Source organism: Methylobacterium sp. NEAU K, from assembly GCF_030700285.1.
Classification (GTDB): Bacteria; Pseudomonadota; Alphaproteobacteria; order Rhizobiales; family Beijerinckiaceae; genus Methylobacterium.
The window spans coordinates 12,038-29,115 of the sequence record NZ_JAUYZJ010000032.1; the positions used below are offsets into that span (position 1 = coordinate 12,038).

Sequence of the window (17,078 nt, forward strand, 5' to 3'; positions counted from 1 at the left end):
GCGCACGCCCTGAGCCCGGACACGAGGAGCCGCCGTGCCGCCCTTCCCGACGATCCCGCTCCTGCACGCGGCCTATGCCGCGGGCCTCGACCCGCGCGCCGTCGTGGCCGAGGCCTACCGGCGGCTCGCCGCGATCGACGACCCCGGCATCTTCATCGCGCTGGTGCCGGAGGGCGCGGTGCGCGATGCCGCCGCCGCGCTTCCGCCCTTCGATCCCGTGTCCAGGCCGCTCTGGGGAATCCCCTTCGCCGTCAAGGACAACATCGACGTGGCCGGCCTGCCGACCACCGCCGCCTGCCCGGACTTCGCCTATACCCCTGTCGAGACGGCGCCCGCGGTGGCGCGCCTGCTCGCGGCCGGGGCGATCCTGATCGGCAAGACCAATCTCGACCAGTTCGCCACGGGGCTCGTCGGCCTGCGGACGCCCTACCCGGCCCCGCGCAACGCGATCGATCCGGCCTACGTGCCCGGCGGCTCCAGCAGCGGCTCCGCCGTTGCCGTTGCCCATGGGATCGTGACCTTCGCAATCGGCACCGACACGGCGGGCTCCGGCCGAGTGCCGGCGGGGCTCAACAACGTCGTCGGGCTCAAGCCCTCCCTCGGGGCGATCTCCACCCGGGGCATGCTGCCGGCCTGCCGCACGCTCGACACGCTGTCGGTCTTTGCCGGAACGGTCGCCGACGCCGACGCGGCCTTCCGCGTCATGGCCGGCCCCGACGGCGCCGATCCCTGGTCGCGAGCCCTTCCTGTAGCCTCCGTCCCCGCCGGCCTTCCGCCCGGCCTGCGGCTCGGCGTGCCGGATGCGGCGAGCCTCCGCTTCGGCGGGGACGGGCTCTCGGAGGCTGCCTTTGCCGCGACGGTCGCCGACCTCGAAGAGCTCGCCGGCGCAGCCGCGCCGGTCGATTTCGCGCCGATGTTTGCGGTCTCGGGTCTGCTCTACGACGGGCCCTGGGTCGCCGAGCGCTACGCGGCGATCCGCCCGGTGATGGAGACGCGCCCGGATATCCTGCACCCCACGACGCGGGCGGTGATCGGCGCCGCCGACCGGCACAGCGCGGCGGACGCCTTCGCCGGCCTCTATCGCCTTGCGGAGCTGCGCCGGGCCGCGGATGCGCTCTGGGACTATGTGGACGTGCTCGCCGTGCCGACCTACCCGCGCCCGCAGACCTGCGCCGCCGTGAGGGCCGACCCGATCGGGCCGAACAGCGAACTCGGGACCTACACCAACTTCGTGAACCTGTTGGACTGGTGCGCCCTCGCGGTCCCGGGGCATGAACGGGCTGACGGCTTTCCCTCGGGCGTCACGCTGCTCGCGCCGCGCGGGCATGACGGGTTGCTCGCCGCGCTCGGCGCGCGCCTGCACGCGGTGGCGGCCCCGCGGATCGGTGCGGGAACGCTGCCCGTGCCGGCGGCGGAAGCGGGGGCGGCTCGCGCCAAGCCGGGTGAGATCGAGCTGGTCGTCGTCGGTGCGCATCTATCGGGGCTACCCCTCAATCGCGAGTTGACCGAGCGAGGGGCGCGTTACCTGCGCGCGGCGGAGACCGGACCGGATTATCGCCTCCACGTCCTGCCCGGCGGACCGCCGCAGCGCCCGGGCCTTCTGCGCGTGGTCGAAGGCGGTGGCGGCCCCATCGAGACGGAGGTATGGGCGCTGGCGCCCGCCGCTTTCGGGGCGTTCGTGGCCGGCATCCCCGCACCGCTTGGGATCGGCACCGTGCGGCTCGCCGACGGCACCGCGCCGAAGGGCTTTCTGGTCGAGGCCGCCGGGATCGACGGCGCGACCGACATCACCCGGTTCAGCGGCTGGCGTCGTTACATTGCCAGCCATGCGGCAGCCCAGCGATCGCACACGGACGTTGTCGCGGACGTAGCTGATCGGGATTCAAAGGAGTGAGGCGCAAGGCTTCGACGAGAGCCGACCTACTCGATGTCGGCTTGGCCTCTCCGGTGACCGTGACCCTCGATGACACGTCTCAGGAGCTTGGTGAGAAGGTCCTGCTCGGTTGGAGTGAGTGCCTCCACGGTCAGAGCGTGGGCCTCCCGCGCCGCCGGCTCCATGGCGCTGTGAAGCGCCGCTCCCTCGGCTGTCAGGCGGCAGACCTGCGCCCGGCGATCCGTGGGCGAAGTCGAGCGGCTGACCAACCCGCGGGCGGCAAGCCGCTTGAGGGCACCCGTGGTCGTCGTCCGGTCGAGGGCGACCGCGTTCGAGAGCGTGGTCTGATCGGCCTCGCGTAGGTCTCGAAGGAGAGAAAGCAGGCTGTACTGCAGCGGCGTGATGCGGAAAGCGGCACATCGCTCTGAGAAAAGGCTGACGTGGATCTGATGCATGCGTCGGGCGAGGAAGCCCGGGCGCTCGACCAAGGGCCAGCACCGCGCTTCTGCCGGGGCCTCCGCCGCAGCCGTCCCCTCTGCCAGTCCGGCCTGGAGGGCCTCATCCATCGTCCGTCTCCGCAGAACGCTTCCCATCCTGGCACGCCCTATGCGAAGTTGGATACGAAGCATGCTTCGCTTTTGGCAAGGGCGAGGCCGGCGCGAGCCGGCCTGGATCACGAGGTCGAGATGGACAATCGCCGCTACGATCTGATTCTGCGGGGCGGCCGGGTCATCTGCCCCGCTTCCGGCGTCGATGGCATCCGCGACGTGGCGGTGCAGGACGGGCGCATTGCCGCGGTGGAGGAAGCCATCCTGCCGTCGGCTGCCGCCGAGGTGATCGACGTCTCTGGCAAGCTCGTCCTGCCCGGCATGATCGACACGCACGCCCACGTCTACCAGTACGTCACCGGCCGCTTCGGCCTGAACCCCGACATGGTCGGAGTCCGCTCGGGCGTCACCACGGTCGTGGACCAGGGCGGCCCTTCCTGCATGACACTGCCGGGCTTCCGCCACTTCATCGCCGAGCGCTCCGACACGCGGGTGCTGGCCTTCCTGTCGGCCTATCTCGTCGGCGGCCTCGAGGGGCATTTCTACCCGAACCTGTACAGCCCGGACGGCGTCGACATCGACGCGACGGTCAAGTCGGCGACCGAGAACCGCGACCTCGTGCGCGGCATCAAGGGGCACGCCGAGATCGGCGGCTTCGCCCGCTGGGGCATCAAGGTGATGGAGATGGCGGCCGAGATCAGCCGGCGCTCCGATCTGCCGCTCTATGTGCATTTCGGCCAGCTCTGGGGCCTGCCGGAATCGGGCGCCAACGGCGAGGACGCCGACACCATCGTCGAGCGTGTGATCCCGCTGCTGCGGCCGGGCGACGTGCTGGCCCATCCCTTCACCCGCCATCCGGGCGGCTTCATCAACGAGCAGGGCGAGGTCCACCACATCATCCGCCGGGCGATGGAGGCGGGGCTCAAGGTCGATGTCGGCCACGGCAGCCATTTCTCCTACCGCGTGGCCCGGGCCTCGCTGCCGGCCGGCGTGATCCCCTACACGCTGGGCGCCGACATGCACGGCTACAACACCGAGGTGCCCCAGCCCGCCGGCACCCCGGACGAGCACCACGACGACGAGAACCACCCCTTCCTCGGCCAAGCCCGCTTCAGCCTCACCCAGGCGATGAGCTCAATGATGGCGCTGGGTATCCCGCTGGAGGAGGTGGTGCCGATGGTGACCGCGCACCCGGCCGAGATGCTGGGTATGAGCGACCGGATCGGCGCCCTCAGGGTCGGCTACGCGGCCGACGTCTCGGTGCTGCACGACGACCGCGGCCGCTTCCTGCTGCGCGATAACGAGGACACGCGGGTGGTGGCCGAGCGCCTGCTGCGCCCCGCCTTCTGCCTGCGCGCAGGCAGGCGCTTCGAGGCCGACTCGCCGATCCTGCCCCAGGCGATCGCGGCCTGAGATGGCGCCGGTGCCCGCCTTCGTCCTCGACGACCCGACACCGCCGGATCCGCGCCGCCGCTGGGACGGCCTGGACCCGGCGGCCCGGGGCGCCTGCTACGACAACAATGCGGGCGTTCCCGACAGCGCGGCCCAGGTCGCGACCCGCAACGCGGCCTCGGCGACCTACCGGGCCGCGCACCCGGATGGCCTCGATATCCCCTACGCGGAAGGGGATCGCACCGCCTTCGACCTCTACCCGGCGGCGGACGCGCAGGCGCCCTGCCTCGTCTTCGTCCATGGCGGTTACTGGCAGCGCAACGCCAGGGCCGACTTCGCCTGCTTCGCCGAGGGCCTGAACGCGGCCGGCTGGTCGGTGGCGATGCCGGGCTACACCCTGGCACCCGACGCCAGCCTCGCCGGCATCGTCGCGGAGATCGGGGCCGCCCTCGACTGGCTCGCAGAGGACGGACCCACCAATGGGATCGGCGGACCGATCGTCCTGGCCGGCTGGTCCGCGGGGGCACAGCTCGCCGCCCTCCACCTCAAGCATTCTGCCGTGGTGGCGGCGCTCGTGATCTCCGGCGTCTACGACCTCGCCCCGATCCGCGAAACGTACCTGAACGAGAAGCTCCGGCTGACCGGCGCCGAGATCGAGACCCTGTCGCCGTTGCGGCTGCCCGTGACGGCCAAGCCCATGACGCTGGCTTACGGCAGCAGGGAACTCCCGGCCCTGATCCACGACGCGCGCAACTTCCACGCCCTGCGCAGCGCCGCCCATGCCCCGGGCGCCCTGCTGCCTGTGCCGGGCGCCGATCACTTCTCGATCCTCAACGGCTTCCGCAGGCCCGACGGCATCCTGGTCCGCGCGGCGCAGGCGCTTCTCGGAGGTGCCCGATGACTGGCGAGGGGGTCGGGGCACGCTTGCCCCGCAAGGAAGACGACCGCCTGATGCGCGGGCGCGGACAGTACGTGGCCGATATCCGCCTGCCGGGCATGCAGGACGTCGCCTTCGTGCGCAGCCCGCTGGCCCATGCCCGGATCCGCGCCATCCACGTGCCGGAGGCGTATCGCGATCGCGTGTTCACCGCCTCCGACCTGGCGGGCGTGCTGCCGATCCGCGCGGTCTCGGGCCTGCCCGGCTTCAAGGTTTCTGAGCAGCCGGTCCTCGCCACCGGCAAGGTCAGGCAGGTGGGCGAACTCGTTGCCCTATGCGTCGCGCCGACCCGCGCCGAGGCCGAGGACATCGCCGCGTCCGTTGTGCTCGATCTCGAGGAGCTGCCCGCCGTCCACGACATGCTCGCCGCACGTGAACCGGGGTCCGCCCTCGTCCATGAGCACTGGGGCGACAACGTCTTCCTGGAAACTGTGGTCGACGTGAATTTCGAGAGCGCCCTCGACGCGCCGATCAAAGTCAGCCGCACCATCTCGACGGGCCGCCAATGCATGGCGCCGATCGAGGGCCGCGGCACCGTGGTGCAGCTCGATCATCGCCTGGATCAGCTCGTCGTCCACACCGCCACCCAGATGCCGCACATCGTGCGCAACGGCCTCTCGGAATGTCTCGGGATCGAACAGGGGCGCATCCGCATCGTCTCGCCCGATGTCGGCGGCGGCTTCGGCTACAAGGCGATCCTGCTCGCCGAGGACGTGGCGCTCGCCTGGCTCGCGCTGCGCTGCGGCCATCCGGTCCGCTGGCTCGAGGACCGGCGCGAGCACCTGACCGCCAACGCCAATTGCCGCGAGCATCATTACCGCATCACCGCCTACGCCGAGCGGGACGGCACCCTGCGCGGCATCGATTGCGAGGCCACCGTCGATTCCGGTGCCTATTCGGCCTACCCGTTCTCGGCCTGCCTGGAGGCCGCGCAGGTCGCCAGCATCCTGCCGGGCCCCTACGACTTCCCGGCGTATCGCTGCCGCACGTGGTCGGTGGCGACCAACAAATGCCCGATCCTGCCCTACCGGGGCGTGGCCCGCACGGGCGTCTGCTTCGCTCTGGAACTCGTCCTCGACGCGGTCGCCCGCGCGGCCGGGATCCCGCCCGAGGCGGTGCGCGAGAAGAACCTCGTTCGGCCCGAGCAGATGCCGTTCGAAAACATCACGAAGAAGCATTTCGACAGCGGCGATTATCCGGAGGCGCTCGCCCGGGCGCTGAAGGCCATCGACGTGGAGGCGGTCCGCGCCCGACAGCGGCAGGGCGAGCCGGACGGGCGCCGGATCGGCCTCGGGCTGTCGATTTACTGCGAGCAGGCGGCGCACGGCACCTCGGTCTATTCCGGCTGGGGCATCCCGATGGTCCCCGGCCACGAACAGGCGAGCGCCCGCCTGACACCGGATGGCGGCCTGGAATTGCGGATCGGCGCGCACTCGCACGGCCAGGGCCTCGAAACCACCCTCGCCCAAGTGGCCCACGAGATCCTGAGCGTCCCGGTGGCCCGCACTCGCCTCGTCCACGGCGACACTGCGATGACGCCTTACTCCACCGGCTCCTGGGGCTCGCGCGTGATGGTGATGGCGGGCGGCGCGGTGGCGGCGGCTTGTGAGGAGCTGCGTGCCCGCGCCGTCAGGATCGGCGCCCACCTGCTCCAGGCGCGGCCCGAGGATTGCCGCTTCGAGGGCGGCCACGTGGTCGGCCCCTCGGGTGACATTCCTCTCGAGGCCATCGCCCGCACTTGGTACCGGCGCCCGCAGGACCTCGCGCCCGACACCGATCCGGGCGGCCTCGAAGTCACCGCCGGCTACAAGCCGGTGCGGGATTCCGGCACTTTCTCCTACGCGGCGCACGCGGCCGTGGTGGCGGTCGATCCCGATCTCGGGGCGGTCGAGATCCTCGACTACGTCATCGTCGAGGACGGGGGCACGCTGGTGAACCCCCTGGTGGTGGACGGCCAGATCTACGGCGGCCTCGCGCAGGGGATCGGCACGGCGCTCTTCGAGGAGATGCGATTCGACGACCGCGGCCAGCCGCTCGCCTCGACCTTCGCCGACTATCTGCTGCCCGGCGCGGCCGACGTGCCGATGGCCCGCATCGACCATATGGAGACGCCCTCGCCCTACACGCGCTTCGGCCAGAAGGGCATCGGCGAGGGCGGCGCCATCGCGCCCCCGGCGGCGCTGGCCAACGCCGTCAACGACGCGCTCCAGCCGCTGGGCGTCGAGCTGCTCCATTCCCCCATCACCCCCCGGCGGATCGTGGAGGCGGTGCTCGCCGCCCGGCCGACCCCCGAACCCGCGCGGGAGGCCGCATGAAGCCCGTCGCCTTCGCCTGGGAGCGCCCGGACAGCCTCGCCGCGCTCCTCGCGCGCCTCGCCGAGGCCCCCGGCAACGTGAAGCTGATCGCGGGCGGCCAGTCCCTCGGGCCGATGCTGAACCTGCGCTTGGTCGAGCCAGATCTCATCCTCGACATCACCGGCGTGCCCGAGTTACGGGCCGTGCGCGTCGAGAGCGACACGCTCGTGCTCGGGGCCTGCGTGACCCACGCCGACATCGAGGACGGGCGCGTGCGCGACCTCACCCGGGGCGCCCTCCGGCGGGTCGCCGCCGCGATCGCCTACCGGCCGGTGCGCAACCGTGGCACGGTCGGCGGCAGCTTGGTCCATGCCGACCCGGCCGCCGACTGGGTGAGCGCCCTCACCGCCCTCGGTGCCGAGGTCGAGATCGCGGGCCCCGACGGGTGCCGGACCCTGCCGGTTGAGCGCTTCGTGACCGGACCGCTCACGGTCGCCCTCGGTCGTGCCGAGATCCTGGTCGCCGTGCGCGTACCGGCCCTGCCGGCAGGCGCGGCCTGGGGCTACGTCAAGCACTGCGCGAAGATCGGCGAGTTCGCCCACGCCATCGGGGCCGTGCGCCTCGAACCCGGCCAGGGCCGGGGCCGCGCGGTGATCGGCGCGGTCGAGGGGCCGCCCGTGCTCCTCGCCGATGCCCGCCCGCTCTTCGGCGGGCGCATCGGCGCCGACTTCGCCGACCGCTTCGACCCGGCGGCGGCGGACGCGGCCTTGCGCGCCGCCGGCATGACGGACGCGGTCGAGCGCCACGTCCACGTCACGGTCCTGGCCCGCGCGGTGGCGCAGGCCGCCAAGCCCGTGCCGTTAAATCTTCCGGAGGCCGCATGAGCGCCGCGCTGGCGGAATTTGGGACGGGCCGCATGGCCCTCCCGCTGACGGTCAACGGCCGCTCGCTGCGGGTCGAGGCCGAGCCGCGGAGCCATCTCGGCGACGTGCTGCGCGAGGGGCTCAACCTCACCGGCACGCATCTCGGCTGCGAGCACGGCGTCTGCGGCGCCTGCACCGTACTCCTCGACGGCGAGCCGGCCCGCGCCTGCCTCACCTTCGCGGGCGCTTGCGCCGGCGCCGCCGTCACCACGATCGAGGGCCTGGACGCGGACGAGATCGCGGGTGAGCTGCGCGCCGCCTTCAACCGTGAGCATGCGCTCCAGTGCGGCTACTGCACACCCGGCATGCTGGTGGCCGCGCGTGACCTGGTCCTGCGTCTGCCGGACGCCGACGAGCGACGGATTCGCGTCGCCCTGTCCGGCAATCTCTGCCGCTGCACCGGCTATGCCGGCATCGTGCGGGCGGTGATGGCGGTGATCGCGGACCGACGCGGGCGCGGCATCCTCCCCGAGACCGGCGCGGCACGCGCCCTCGGCCCGGTCGGTGCCCGGATTGGCGAGACGATCGTCGCGCCGGTGCGCCGTCTGACGAGCCCCGTCGCTTCGGTCGCTCCCGCGGCGGTATCGGACCTTGCCGCGGCCTTCGAGCCCGCTCACCGTTTCACGCAGGCGCTCGATCTCGCCCACCCGCCCGAGGCGGTCTTCACGCTCCTCGGCGACATCGAGGCGGTCGCTGCCTGCCTGCCGGGGGCCGTGCTCACGGCGAGGCCCGCGCCCGATGCGGTCGAGGGCGGCCTGCAGGTGCGGATCGGGCCGATCGCCGCCACATTCCGCGGCCGTGCCCGCATCGAGCGGGACGAGGCGGCGCGGAGCGGCTCGGTCCATGGGGCCGGCAGCGATGCGGGTGGCCGCTCGGCCACCGAGGGACAAATCCGCTACCGGGTCGAATCCGGACCGACGCCGGGCACGGCCCGGGTCGAGCTGGATGTCGGCTACACCTTGACGGGGCCGCTCGCGCAGTTCGGCCGCCCCGGCCTCGTGCGCGACCTCGCCGGCCGCATCGCGGCGGATCTCGTCCGCAACCTCGATGCGCGCCTATCGGGCGCTGCGGTCCCGGCGCCTGCCGGTCTCAATCCGCTTCACCTGCTCCTCAGTCTCATCCGCGCGCGCCTCGCGGCGTGGCTCGGCCGCTCCTGACCGCACCCCACTGTTCCCCCGCACCGGAGACACGAGAATGCTTGGCAGGTTCACCCTCACGACCGCGATCCTACTGGCCCTCGCGGCGACGGCCGCCCGGGCGGACGCGATCCGCATCGGCGTCAACGAGCCGCTGACCGGGCCCTTCGCGGCCTCGGGCACCTACGTGGTGAACGGCGCCAAGATCGCCGCCGACGAGATCAACGCCAAGGGCGGCGTCCTCGGCAAGACGCTCGAACTCGTCATCGAGGACAACAAGAGCAACCCGACCGAGGCCGCTTCGGTGGCCGAGAAGCTGATCACCAGCGACAAGACCCCGGTTATGATGGGGGCCTGGGGCTCCAGCCTGACGCTCGCCGTGATGCCCAAGCTCATGGACTACGAGACGCCGATGCTGGTCGAGACCTCCTCGTCGGGCAAGATCACCACGTCGGGCAATCCCTACGTGTTCCGCATTTCGCCGCCCTCGTCCCTGGAGGCCGAGACCTTCGCGCCGATGGTCGACCGCCTCGGCATGAAGAAGGTCGACTTCCTGGTCCTCAACAACGATTTCGGCCGCGGCGCGGCGACCGATTTCGGCAAGATGCTCAAGGACAAGGGCGTTACGGTCGGCCTCGTCGAGACCATGGATCAGGGCGCGCAGGACATGAGCGCCCAGTTGGCCAAGCTGAAGGCCTCGGATGCCGACACGATCATGATCACGAGCTCCGTGGACCAGCTCGTGCTCCTGTTCAAGCAGATGGCCGCCCTCGGCCTGAAGAAGCGGGTGATCACCACCGGAGGCTCCCAGAACCCGGACCAGATCATCGCCCAGGCCGGCGCGGCCGCCGATGGCACGATGCACCTGACGACGTTCCTGCCGTGGTCGCCCGACAGGACACCGGACCCGAAGGCTACCGAAGCCTTCATCGACGCGTGGAAGAAGCGCGGCTTCGCGTTCGCCGGCGTCACCGAGAGCTTCCGTGGCTACGACGGCATCCGGGCGATCGCGCACGCGATCGAGAAGGCCGGCTCGGCCGATCCGGCCGCCATCGCCAAGGCGTTCTGGTCGGTCGATTTCGTCGGGCTCAACGGGCCGATCCGCTTCGCCAAAACCGGTCCTGCCGGCAAGGAAAGCGGGCAGAGCAAGCCAGACGTCTACCTCATCGAGATCAAGGCAGGCCGCGTGGTCGTGCCGTCGCTCTGAGCGCTGCCGTGCCGTCCGCCTGACCGTCCTCAGGCCAGTCCCCTCGATCCCGGCCGGCCCTCTCCCGGCCGGGGCGCCATTCCCGGAGGCCGCCCATGGACGAACTGATCCAGCACCTCGTCAACGCGCTCATCCTCGGCGGCACCTATGCCCTGCTGGGGATCGGCCTCACGCTGATCTTCGGGATCATGAACGTCGTGAACTTCACCCACGGCGCGCTCTACACGGTCGGTGCCTACGTCATGTACCTCGCCGCGGCCGCTCTCGGGCTGAACTTCTTCCTGGCGCTGCCGGTGGCGATCCTGGGCGGCCTCCTCCTCGGGGCCGCGATCGAGCTGGTGCTGCTGCGTCCGTTCCGGGGCTCGGACATCGACACCACCATGCTGGTGATGATCGGCGCCGGCATCGTCCTGCAATCGGGCACGCTCTGGATCTTCGGCGGCGTCGCCAAGGCGATTCCCTCGCCCTTTCCCGAGGCGCCTCTCCAGATCGGCCCGGTCTCGGTCTCCTGGCTGCGCCTGTTCGTGCTCGGTGCCGCGCTCGGCCTGATCGCGCTCACATACACGCTGATCAACCGCACCAAGCTCGGGCTAGCCATGCGCGCCGCCTTCCAGGACGCCGACACCGCGGCGTTGATGGGGGTCGACGTGCACCGCATCTACACCGCCACCTTCGCGCTCGGCTCGTCGCTCGCGGCGGCGGCCGGCGCCCTGCTCGGTCCGGTCTACGTGGTGTTCCCGCAGATGGGCGGGCTCGCCGAGCTCAAGGCTTTCGCGATCGTCATCCTGGGCGGCCTCGGCAACGTGACCGGCGCAGCCATCGGCGGCTTCATCCTGGCGCTCGCGGAGGAACTGGGCGCCGGCTACGTCTCCTCCGGCTACCGGGACGCGATGGGCTTCCTGATCATCATCGCGGTCCTGCTCTACAAGCCCACCGGGCTGTTCGCGAAAGCGGAGCGCATCGGATGAGCCGGCTTCTCCCGTTCGCGCTCCTCGCCGGCCTCGTGGTCCTGCCGCTGGCGCTCGGCCCCAACCCCTACCTCCTCAACGCCTTGATCGTGACGGGCATCCTGACGATCGGCGCGATGAGCCTGAACCTGCTCCTCGGCTTCACCGGGCAGCTCAGCCTCGGCCATATCGCCTTCTTCGGCATCGGCGCCTATGTCAGCGCGCTGACGAGCCTCGGCTTCGACGTGGATCTCGGATTCGGCATCCGCGCGGTGCACGAGCCCTGGCCGGCGGCTCTCGGGTTCCTGCTCGCGACGGTCGCGGCAGGCGCGTGCGGCTACCTGATCGGGCGGCTCTCCTTCCGGGTGCGCGGCGCCTACTTCGTCATCGTGACGATCTCCTTCGCCGAGGTGGTGCGGCTCGTGGCCCTCAATTGGGTAGAGCTGACCCAGGGGCCGCTGGCGCTCACCAACATTCCGGCGATCACGCTAGGCCTGCCGGGCCTCGGCATGTGGACCCTCAAGACCAAACTGCAGAACTACTACCTCGTGCTCGGCGTGGGCACGCTCTGCTACCTCGCGATTGCCCGCCTCGTCGGCTCGCGCTTCGGACGGGCGATGCGAGGCCTCAAGGAGAACGAGCCGCTGGCGCTCTCGGTCGGCATCAACGCCACCCGGACGCTGACGGTGGCGGCGGTGATCTCGGCCGCGATGGCCGGCGCGGCGGGCAGTCTTTATGCCCATTACCTGCGCATCATCGACCCCGACGTGTTCCTGTTCGCCACCACGGTCAGCATGGTCATCATGGTCGTGGCGGGCGGCAAGGGCACCCTGATGGGGCCGGTCGTCGGCGGGCTGATCTTCGGCCTGCTGCCCGTGGCGCTGCGCCCGGTCATGGCGCCGGAAGCCCAGTGGATCGTCTACGGCGTCGTGCTCATCGTGATCCTGTTCGTGATGCCGCGGGGCATCGTGCCGGGCCTTGCGGTGCTGCTCGGTGGCCGACCGGCCAGGGCCGTTCCCGTTCTCGAAGCCAATCCGGCGGTGCAGCGATGAGCGCGGTCCTCTCGGTCGAGCATGTCGGCGTTCGCTTCGGCGGCCTCGTCGCCATCGCGGATTTGCATTTCGACGTGCAGGAAGGTGAGATCGTCAGCCTGATCGGCCCGAACGGGGCCGGCAAGACTACCGCCTTCAACGTCATGACTGGGTTCCTGAAGCCCAGCCAGGGTGCGGTGCGCTTCCGCGGCACCGGGCTGAGAGGGTTGCAGCCCCACGAGATCACCCGCCTCGGCCTCGCCCGCACCTTCCAGCGCACCAGCGTCTTCCCGGACGACACGGTGCTCGACAACGTGATGATCGGCCTGCACAGGCACGGCGCCCGGATCAGCCGAACGCCGCTCCTCGATGCGCTTCTCGGCCGCTCGGGCGCCAGCGAGACCCGCCTGCGGGCCCGCGCCGAGGCGCTCCTCGACTGGGTCGGCCTCGCTGACAGAGCGCGGGAGAAGGCCGGCGCCCTGGCCTACGGCGAGCAGCGCCTCGTCGGGGTGGCACTTGCGCTCGCCACGGAGCCCGCCATGCTCCTCCTCGACGAGCCCGTCTCGGGGATGAACGCCTCCGAGACGCGCGTCTTCGTGCGGCTGATCCGGCAGATCCGCGAGCGCGGCATCACCATCCTGCTCGTCGAGCACGACATGCCGATGGTGATGGAGGTCTCCGACCGCATCGTCGTCCTCAACTACGGTCGCCTGATCGCCGAGGGGCCGCCGGACCGGATCCGCAGCGACCCGACTGTGATCGAGGCCTATCTCGGCCAGGGCAGCGCCGCCCGGCAGGCCGCCGCGTCTGCCCGGGAGGCGGTCCATGCTTGAGATCCGCGACCTTGTCTGCGGCTACGGCCACGTCACCGCCCTGAAAGGGCTCACGATCGACGTGCGCGAGGGCCAGCTCGTGGCCCTCGTCGGGGCGAACGGGGCTGGCAAATCCACGACGCTCCGGGCGATCTCCGGCCTTGTCTCGCCGCGCTCCGGCGCGATCCGGTTCGCCGGCTGTGACATCGCGGGCGCGGAGCCCCGCCGCATCCTGGCCGAGGGTATCGCCCATTGCCCGGAAGGACGACGCGTCTTCCCGCAGATGACGGTCTCCGAAAACCTCGCCATGGGCGCGTATCTGCGCCGCGACCGGACGGCCATCAAGACGGATCTGGAGCGCATCTATGGGGAGTTCCCACGCCTCGCAGAGCGCCATGACCAAGCGGCCGGCACGTTGTCGGGCGGCGAGCAGCAAATGCTGGCGATCGGCCGTGCCCTGATGGGTCGTCCGAAACTCGTGCTGTTCGATGAACCGTCGCTGGGTCTGGCGCCCAACATCGTCGAGCGGATGTTCGCGGTGATCCGGGCGATCCGCGACGCCGGCACGACCGTGCTCCTCGTCGAGCAGAACGCGTTCGCGGCCCTCGAACTTTGCGACTACGCCTACCTGATCGAGACCGGCCGCATCGTGCTCGAGGGGACGGGACAAGCCCTCATCGCCGATCCCCATGTGCGGGAAGCCTACCTCGGTGGCTGAGACGGAACGGCCGGAGCGGATCCGCCTCGGCCCCAACGACCTTCTCGGCGGTCGAACCTTGATGCCGATCATCGTGGGACGGCACCACCTGCTTCTCGTGCGAGACGGTGAGCGGATCGTGGCGACCGAACGAGCCTGCCCGCACGAGGGCGCTGATTTGTCTCTCGGGCGGTGCGCCGGCGGACGGCTATTCTGCCCCAGGCATCTTGCCTCCTTCGACCTTCAGGACGGATCTGTCTCGCCGAGCTGGTCGTTTCGCGCCCTTCGCCTGTTCGACGTCGAGGCAGCGCCCGACGGGCTCTGGCTCAGGATGAAACGGGACTCGCCGCGCCGGTCGGAGTGAACCGCCCCGGATTTCCCGGAGTCCGTTTGGTTCGGGTCACGCAGCCAAGGGGTGCAAATCGATCTGGGCATGACAGGTGGAGCCCCCGGAAGACCCGGCGCGGGTCAGGGGTGGGTGGACAAGACGAGACTGGCTCGCGATGCAAGCGCGATCTCGCCGCCGAACGAAACGATGGACGAAAGAGCCCGAACGTTTCGGGCTCGATCGTTCACACCACATTGCAGGATCGAAAATCTAATCTTTTCCGCTGGGAGCCGCGCCGCTGCCGGTGACTGCATTGCCACCTGAACTCCCAGCCGGTGCGCCACGCGTGACTTTGTTGAACTGGAAGCGCTGGTGGCGAACAAGGCCTGCTCGGCGAGCCGATCGCCGTGCGCGGACAGCCGTCAACATGTCGGCGGGGGCCGCGACCTTCGCGTCCGGTCCGGCAGGAACCGCCGCTGCGGGACTCGTCAGTGCGGTCATTTCAAGTGCAGCAAGCAGCCCGGCGGCTATGATCGAGAGACGCATTGTCAATAACTCCTCGCTCTGCCAAGCGACGACGCGCTTGGGGGACGCATAGCAGAAATCGCGAACCTGCGAGCCGGTTGCGTCGACAGGTGAAAGTAAAATTTATATTAGGATCCGCCGTCTCTTGATCCAACCGAGAGTGGTGGCAAGCTCCTAAAATACCCGTCATTCCGACGGCGATCTTCTCGGGTTGGGCAGCGACGGCCTGCCATTCGTTCGGTCACGCTCAAGGGTGCTCGACGACTTCGCGATTTTTGTCGTTCCACTCCGGGGACGCGACCGAAGCCTCTGTCCGGTCCGTCGGAATCGCGGGGCGGCCACCGGAGTCCGAATGTCTGCTTGGGGGCGATGGCCGGCTTAGCCAAGCTCGCCCACCACGATTCGGCATGAAGTCGGACGTCGCCGAGCGACGTCACACGTCGCAGTGCGCCGGCGCCAGCATCTCGTCCAAGGCCGGGAGGATGGGGTTCACAGACATCCGACACGCTTCAAGGCACCGATCATCTTTCGCCCAATACGGAAGCCATTCAAGGCGTCGGCGCCGAGGATGCGTACGTTTTCGGTCGTGCCGGTCCGCTCATACAGGAAAACCTGGTAATTCGGCTCAGGCCGCCCAGGATCCATAGCACTCACCTGGCCGCAAAACTCGACCTCGTGCCCGGCTTCCGAGGTGATGCGCCTGACATTGCGGAAGCGGATCAAGAGGGTGTCCGGAAACTCGGCCGCGACCCTTGCTCGCATCTCCACGTCCGATTGCGCGCCCGAACTTGGCGAGTCCGGCGCGTCCAATCCAATGATATCTTGAGCATAGATGGCGGATTGAGAGAGCAGGAGCGCTATGACAGCACCCAGAGCGGCCTTTCTCACGTCAGATGGCCCTTTTTCTTTGCGTGCTCGGCCGGGAGTCACTTTTTGAAGCAAATTCCGGGCCCTCTGTCATCCCGCGAACGGTCCTTGTCTCCGCCGATCCTGACGATGCCGCACGCCATGGATGTTTGCTCGATCTCGTTCGCCGAGAGGTCGCGTCCCGTCTCGGTGACCTTCGGGGCGGAAGCGCAGGTCTTCCGGCTCGGCGGCGGCGAGTTCGCAATCCTCCACCGCAGCCGGAACCCCCGCGGAAGCGGAGGCTCTGGCCGGGTCCGCCGTGGCGGCCCTGTGCGCGCCCTACCTCATCGACGGCGTCCGCGCAGAAATCGGCGAACCCGGCGCATGTCCTGGACAGTCTGCGTGCGCTACGCGCGCGGTGTGAGGCTTGCGCTCGACGATTTCGGCGCGGGCTACTTGTCGCTCAGCTATCGGACCCAGTTACCGGTCAAAAAGTTCAAGATCGACCATGCTTTCGTGCGCAACCTGAGCAGTCGCCGTGAATGTCTTGGGGTGATCAAGGCGATCGCGGTCATTGCGCGGGGCCGCGGCATCGACGTCACCGTGGAGGGAGTCGAGACGACGCAGCAGGCCGAGCTTCTCCGGCGGCGGTGCGACACGGCGCAAGGTTTTCTGTGCAGCCCGGCGCGCCCGTCCCGCGAGGTCGGCGCGCTGATCGAGCGCATCCCGCACGCGGTCACCGAGGCCCGGCGCGCAGCGCGACGGATGGCCTGAGCGGTCCGGCAGGCGGCCGAGGTCCGCGCGCCGTCGCTCACCGATGCATCGGGCCGGCCCTCATCCGCGTCTGCCCGGTGGCATTATCGCCGCGTCCCTGTGCCCTCCTGCAATCCCCCCAACACGATGAGGATCCTGCCCAGCAGCGCTTTCGTGTGCCGCGTGATCCCGCTGGCGGTGCGATCGTCGGTCCGTCCCGGGCAGGACTCGTAGACCGCGCGCAGGGCGGCGAGCTGGCGCGCCCGCAACTCGGGATCGTTGGAACCCATGGTCCACCCCCGGCAAGCTCATGTCTGCGGTACGCCCCCGCAAACAAGTCCTCTCGACCACCCGTAGTCGGGGAGTTGGAAAACCGTGCTTGAACGGTCCCTACGACCTTTAGCGCCGGGACGCCTGGACATGCATCGCAGGCTCCCCGACCGCGCGGTCAAGGATTCGGGTGCCGTCACGGCCGGCACCAAACCGTCAAACAGGGGTTTCCACGCCCCAGGGCCGCGCGTACCGCCCCGCTCGGACGAATAGCCAATTCTAGGAACGGAATCCAGCCCGTCGCCGCCCCGCCGGATGGATATCCCTATCGCCGCCGCGAGCCCGACCGGCCGCGAGAAGCCGATCGCCCCGGCGGGCGGTCCTCGGTCTCCGTTTCGACGTCCTCCCGCCGACCCCGTTTCGTCTTCCGTGGCGGGCGCTTGCGCCTTTCGGCGGCATGGAGCCGCCATCATGCGGCGGCCTCTCGGTCCGTTCCGAAAGACCGGGCAGGTCAAAGGCTTTGAAACCGAGATTATTCCAACGTGCAGGCACGGCTTGG

The 17,078-nt window shown here is 69.9% G+C and carries 16 protein-coding genes; 13 read left to right on the forward strand and 3 right to left on the reverse strand.

The features are described 5' to 3' along the window. The first annotated feature begins 34 nt into the window (after nt 1-34). On the forward strand, nt 35-1,894 hold the full coding sequence (gene atzF / locus Q8W67_RS21225) for an allophanate hydrolase (protein ID WP_305549707.1): 1,860 nt from the start codon (nt 35-37) through the stop codon (nt 1,892-1,894). A gap of 26 nt (nt 1,895-1,920) precedes the next feature. Here the strand turns inward: atzF and Q8W67_RS21230 are convergent, their stop codons facing one another. Then, the gene (locus tag Q8W67_RS21230) at nt 1,921-2,439 is read right to left on the reverse strand and encodes a MarR family winged helix-turn-helix transcriptional regulator (RefSeq protein ID WP_305549709.1); all 519 of its coding nucleotides are present in this window, start codon (nt 2,437-2,439) and stop codon (nt 1,921-1,923) included. 120 nt (nt 2,440-2,559) lie between these two features. Between Q8W67_RS21230 and Q8W67_RS21235 the strand changes: the two genes are divergently transcribed. The 11 genes from Q8W67_RS21235 (at nt 2,560) to Q8W67_RS21285 (ending at nt 14,161) form a co-directional block, all read left to right on the forward strand. Continuing rightward, nucleotides 2,560-3,834: an amidohydrolase/deacetylase family metallohydrolase gene (locus Q8W67_RS21235; RefSeq protein ID WP_305549711.1), complete on the forward strand. Its 1,275-nt coding sequence runs from the start codon at nt 2,560-2,562 to the stop codon at nt 3,832-3,834. A 1-nt stretch (nt 3,835) separates the two neighbouring features. Further along, nucleotides 3,836-4,714: an alpha/beta hydrolase gene (locus Q8W67_RS21240; RefSeq protein ID WP_305549713.1), complete on the forward strand. Its 879-nt coding sequence runs from the start codon at nt 3,836-3,838 to the stop codon at nt 4,712-4,714. Further along, entirely contained in the window at nt 4,711-7,065 is a 2,355-nt protein-coding gene (locus tag Q8W67_RS21245; RefSeq protein ID WP_305549715.1) for a xanthine dehydrogenase family protein molybdopterin-binding subunit, read from the forward strand. The genes Q8W67_RS21240 and Q8W67_RS21245 overlap by 4 nt, the downstream gene beginning before the upstream one ends. Then, nucleotides 7,062-7,928 carry a xanthine dehydrogenase family protein subunit M gene (locus Q8W67_RS21250; RefSeq protein ID WP_305549717.1) on the forward strand — a complete coding sequence of 289 codons (867 nt, stop codon included), beginning with the start codon at nt 7,062-7,064 and terminating at the stop codon, nt 7,926-7,928. Before Q8W67_RS21245 ends, Q8W67_RS21250 begins: the two co-directional genes overlap by 4 nt. After that, the gene (locus Q8W67_RS21255) at nt 7,925-9,124 is read left to right on the forward strand and encodes a 2Fe-2S iron-sulfur cluster-binding protein (protein WP_305549719.1); all 1,200 of its coding nucleotides are present in this window, start codon (nt 7,925-7,927) and stop codon (nt 9,122-9,124) included. Before Q8W67_RS21250 ends, Q8W67_RS21255 begins: the two co-directional genes overlap by 4 nt. A 37-nt stretch (nt 9,125-9,161) precedes the next feature. Beyond that, a complete protein-coding gene (locus Q8W67_RS21260) occupies nt 9,162-10,310 on the forward strand; it encodes an ABC transporter substrate-binding protein (protein ID WP_305549721.1) in 1,149 nt (382 codons plus the stop codon). A 95-nt stretch (nt 10,311-10,405) separates the two neighbouring features. After that, complete coding sequence (locus Q8W67_RS21265) at nt 10,406-11,278, forward strand: branched-chain amino acid ABC transporter permease (protein WP_305549723.1); 873 nt, start codon at nt 10,406-10,408, stop codon at nt 11,276-11,278. Continuing rightward, nucleotides 11,275-12,309, forward strand: coding sequence for a branched-chain amino acid ABC transporter permease (locus Q8W67_RS21270; RefSeq protein ID WP_305549725.1), 1,035 nt, complete (start codon nt 11,275-11,277; stop codon nt 12,307-12,309). Before Q8W67_RS21265 ends, Q8W67_RS21270 begins: the two co-directional genes overlap by 4 nt. Next, the gene (locus tag Q8W67_RS21275) at nt 12,306-13,121 is read left to right on the forward strand and encodes an ABC transporter ATP-binding protein (protein WP_305549727.1); all 816 of its coding nucleotides are present in this window, start codon (nt 12,306-12,308) and stop codon (nt 13,119-13,121) included. The genes Q8W67_RS21270 and Q8W67_RS21275 overlap by 4 nt, the downstream gene beginning before the upstream one ends. Further along, a complete protein-coding gene (locus Q8W67_RS21280) occupies nt 13,114-13,818 on the forward strand; it encodes an ABC transporter ATP-binding protein (RefSeq protein WP_305549729.1) in 705 nt (234 codons plus the stop codon). Before Q8W67_RS21275 ends, Q8W67_RS21280 begins: the two co-directional genes overlap by 8 nt. A 61-nt stretch (nt 13,819-13,879) precedes the next feature. Further along, nucleotides 13,880-14,161: a Rieske (2Fe-2S) protein gene (locus Q8W67_RS21285; protein ID WP_305549731.1), complete on the forward strand. Its 282-nt coding sequence runs from the start codon at nt 13,880-13,882 to the stop codon at nt 14,159-14,161. Between the two features lie 978 nt (nt 14,162-15,139). Here Q8W67_RS21285 and Q8W67_RS21290 read toward each other — a convergent pair. Continuing rightward, the gene (locus tag Q8W67_RS21290; protein ID WP_305549733.1) at nt 15,140-15,538 is read right to left on the reverse strand and encodes a hypothetical protein; all 399 of its coding nucleotides are present in this window, start codon (nt 15,536-15,538) and stop codon (nt 15,140-15,142) included. A 360-nt stretch (nt 15,539-15,898) separates the two neighbouring features. On the opposite strand from Q8W67_RS21290, the gene Q8W67_RS21295 reads away from it, so the two are divergent. Then, on the forward strand, nt 15,899-16,270 hold the full coding sequence (locus Q8W67_RS21295; protein WP_305549735.1) for an EAL domain-containing protein: 372 nt from the start codon (nt 15,899-15,901) through the stop codon (nt 16,268-16,270). Between the two features lie 83 nt (nt 16,271-16,353). On the opposite strand, the gene Q8W67_RS21300 is transcribed toward Q8W67_RS21295, so the two are convergent. Further along, nucleotides 16,354-16,539: a hypothetical protein gene (locus Q8W67_RS21300; RefSeq protein WP_305549737.1), complete on the reverse strand. Its 186-nt coding sequence runs from the start codon at nt 16,537-16,539 to the stop codon at nt 16,354-16,356. Nucleotides 16,540-17,078 lie beyond the last annotated feature (539 nt).

Bases quoted from the DNA above. Each gene is read 5' to 3' on its own strand.
- Q8W67_RS21230 (WP_305549709.1), bottom strand. From the start codon at position 2,439: ATGGATGAGGCCCTCCAGGCCGGACTGGCAGAGGGGACGGCTGCGGCG.
- Q8W67_RS21235 (WP_305549711.1), top strand. From the start codon at position 2,560: ATGGACAATCGCCGCTACGATCTGATTCTGCGGGGCGGCCGGGTCATC.
- Q8W67_RS21240 (WP_305549713.1), top strand. From the start codon at position 3,836: ATGGCGCCGGTGCCCGCCTTCGTCCTCGACGACCCGACACCGCCGGAT.
- Q8W67_RS21245 (WP_305549715.1), top strand. From the start codon at position 4,711: ATGACTGGCGAGGGGGTCGGGGCACGCTTGCCCCGCAAGGAAGACGAC.
- Q8W67_RS21250 (WP_305549717.1), top strand. From the start codon at position 7,062: ATGAAGCCCGTCGCCTTCGCCTGGGAGCGCCCGGACAGCCTCGCCGCG.
- Q8W67_RS21255 (WP_305549719.1), top strand. From the start codon at position 7,925: ATGAGCGCCGCGCTGGCGGAATTTGGGACGGGCCGCATGGCCCTCCCG.
- Q8W67_RS21260 (WP_305549721.1), top strand. From the start codon at position 9,162: ATGCTTGGCAGGTTCACCCTCACGACCGCGATCCTACTGGCCCTCGCG.
- Q8W67_RS21265 (WP_305549723.1), top strand. From the start codon at position 10,406: ATGGACGAACTGATCCAGCACCTCGTCAACGCGCTCATCCTCGGCGGC.
- Q8W67_RS21270 (WP_305549725.1), top strand. From the start codon at position 11,275: ATGAGCCGGCTTCTCCCGTTCGCGCTCCTCGCCGGCCTCGTGGTCCTG.
- Q8W67_RS21275 (WP_305549727.1), top strand. From the start codon at position 12,306: ATGAGCGCGGTCCTCTCGGTCGAGCATGTCGGCGTTCGCTTCGGCGGC.
- Q8W67_RS21280 (WP_305549729.1), top strand. From the start codon at position 13,114: ATGCTTGAGATCCGCGACCTTGTCTGCGGCTACGGCCACGTCACCGCC.
- Q8W67_RS21285 (WP_305549731.1), top strand. From the start codon at position 13,880: ATGCCGATCATCGTGGGACGGCACCACCTGCTTCTCGTGCGAGACGGT.
- Q8W67_RS21300 (WP_305549737.1), bottom strand. From the start codon at position 16,539: ATGGGTTCCAACGATCCCGAGTTGCGGGCGCGCCAGCTCGCCGCCCTG.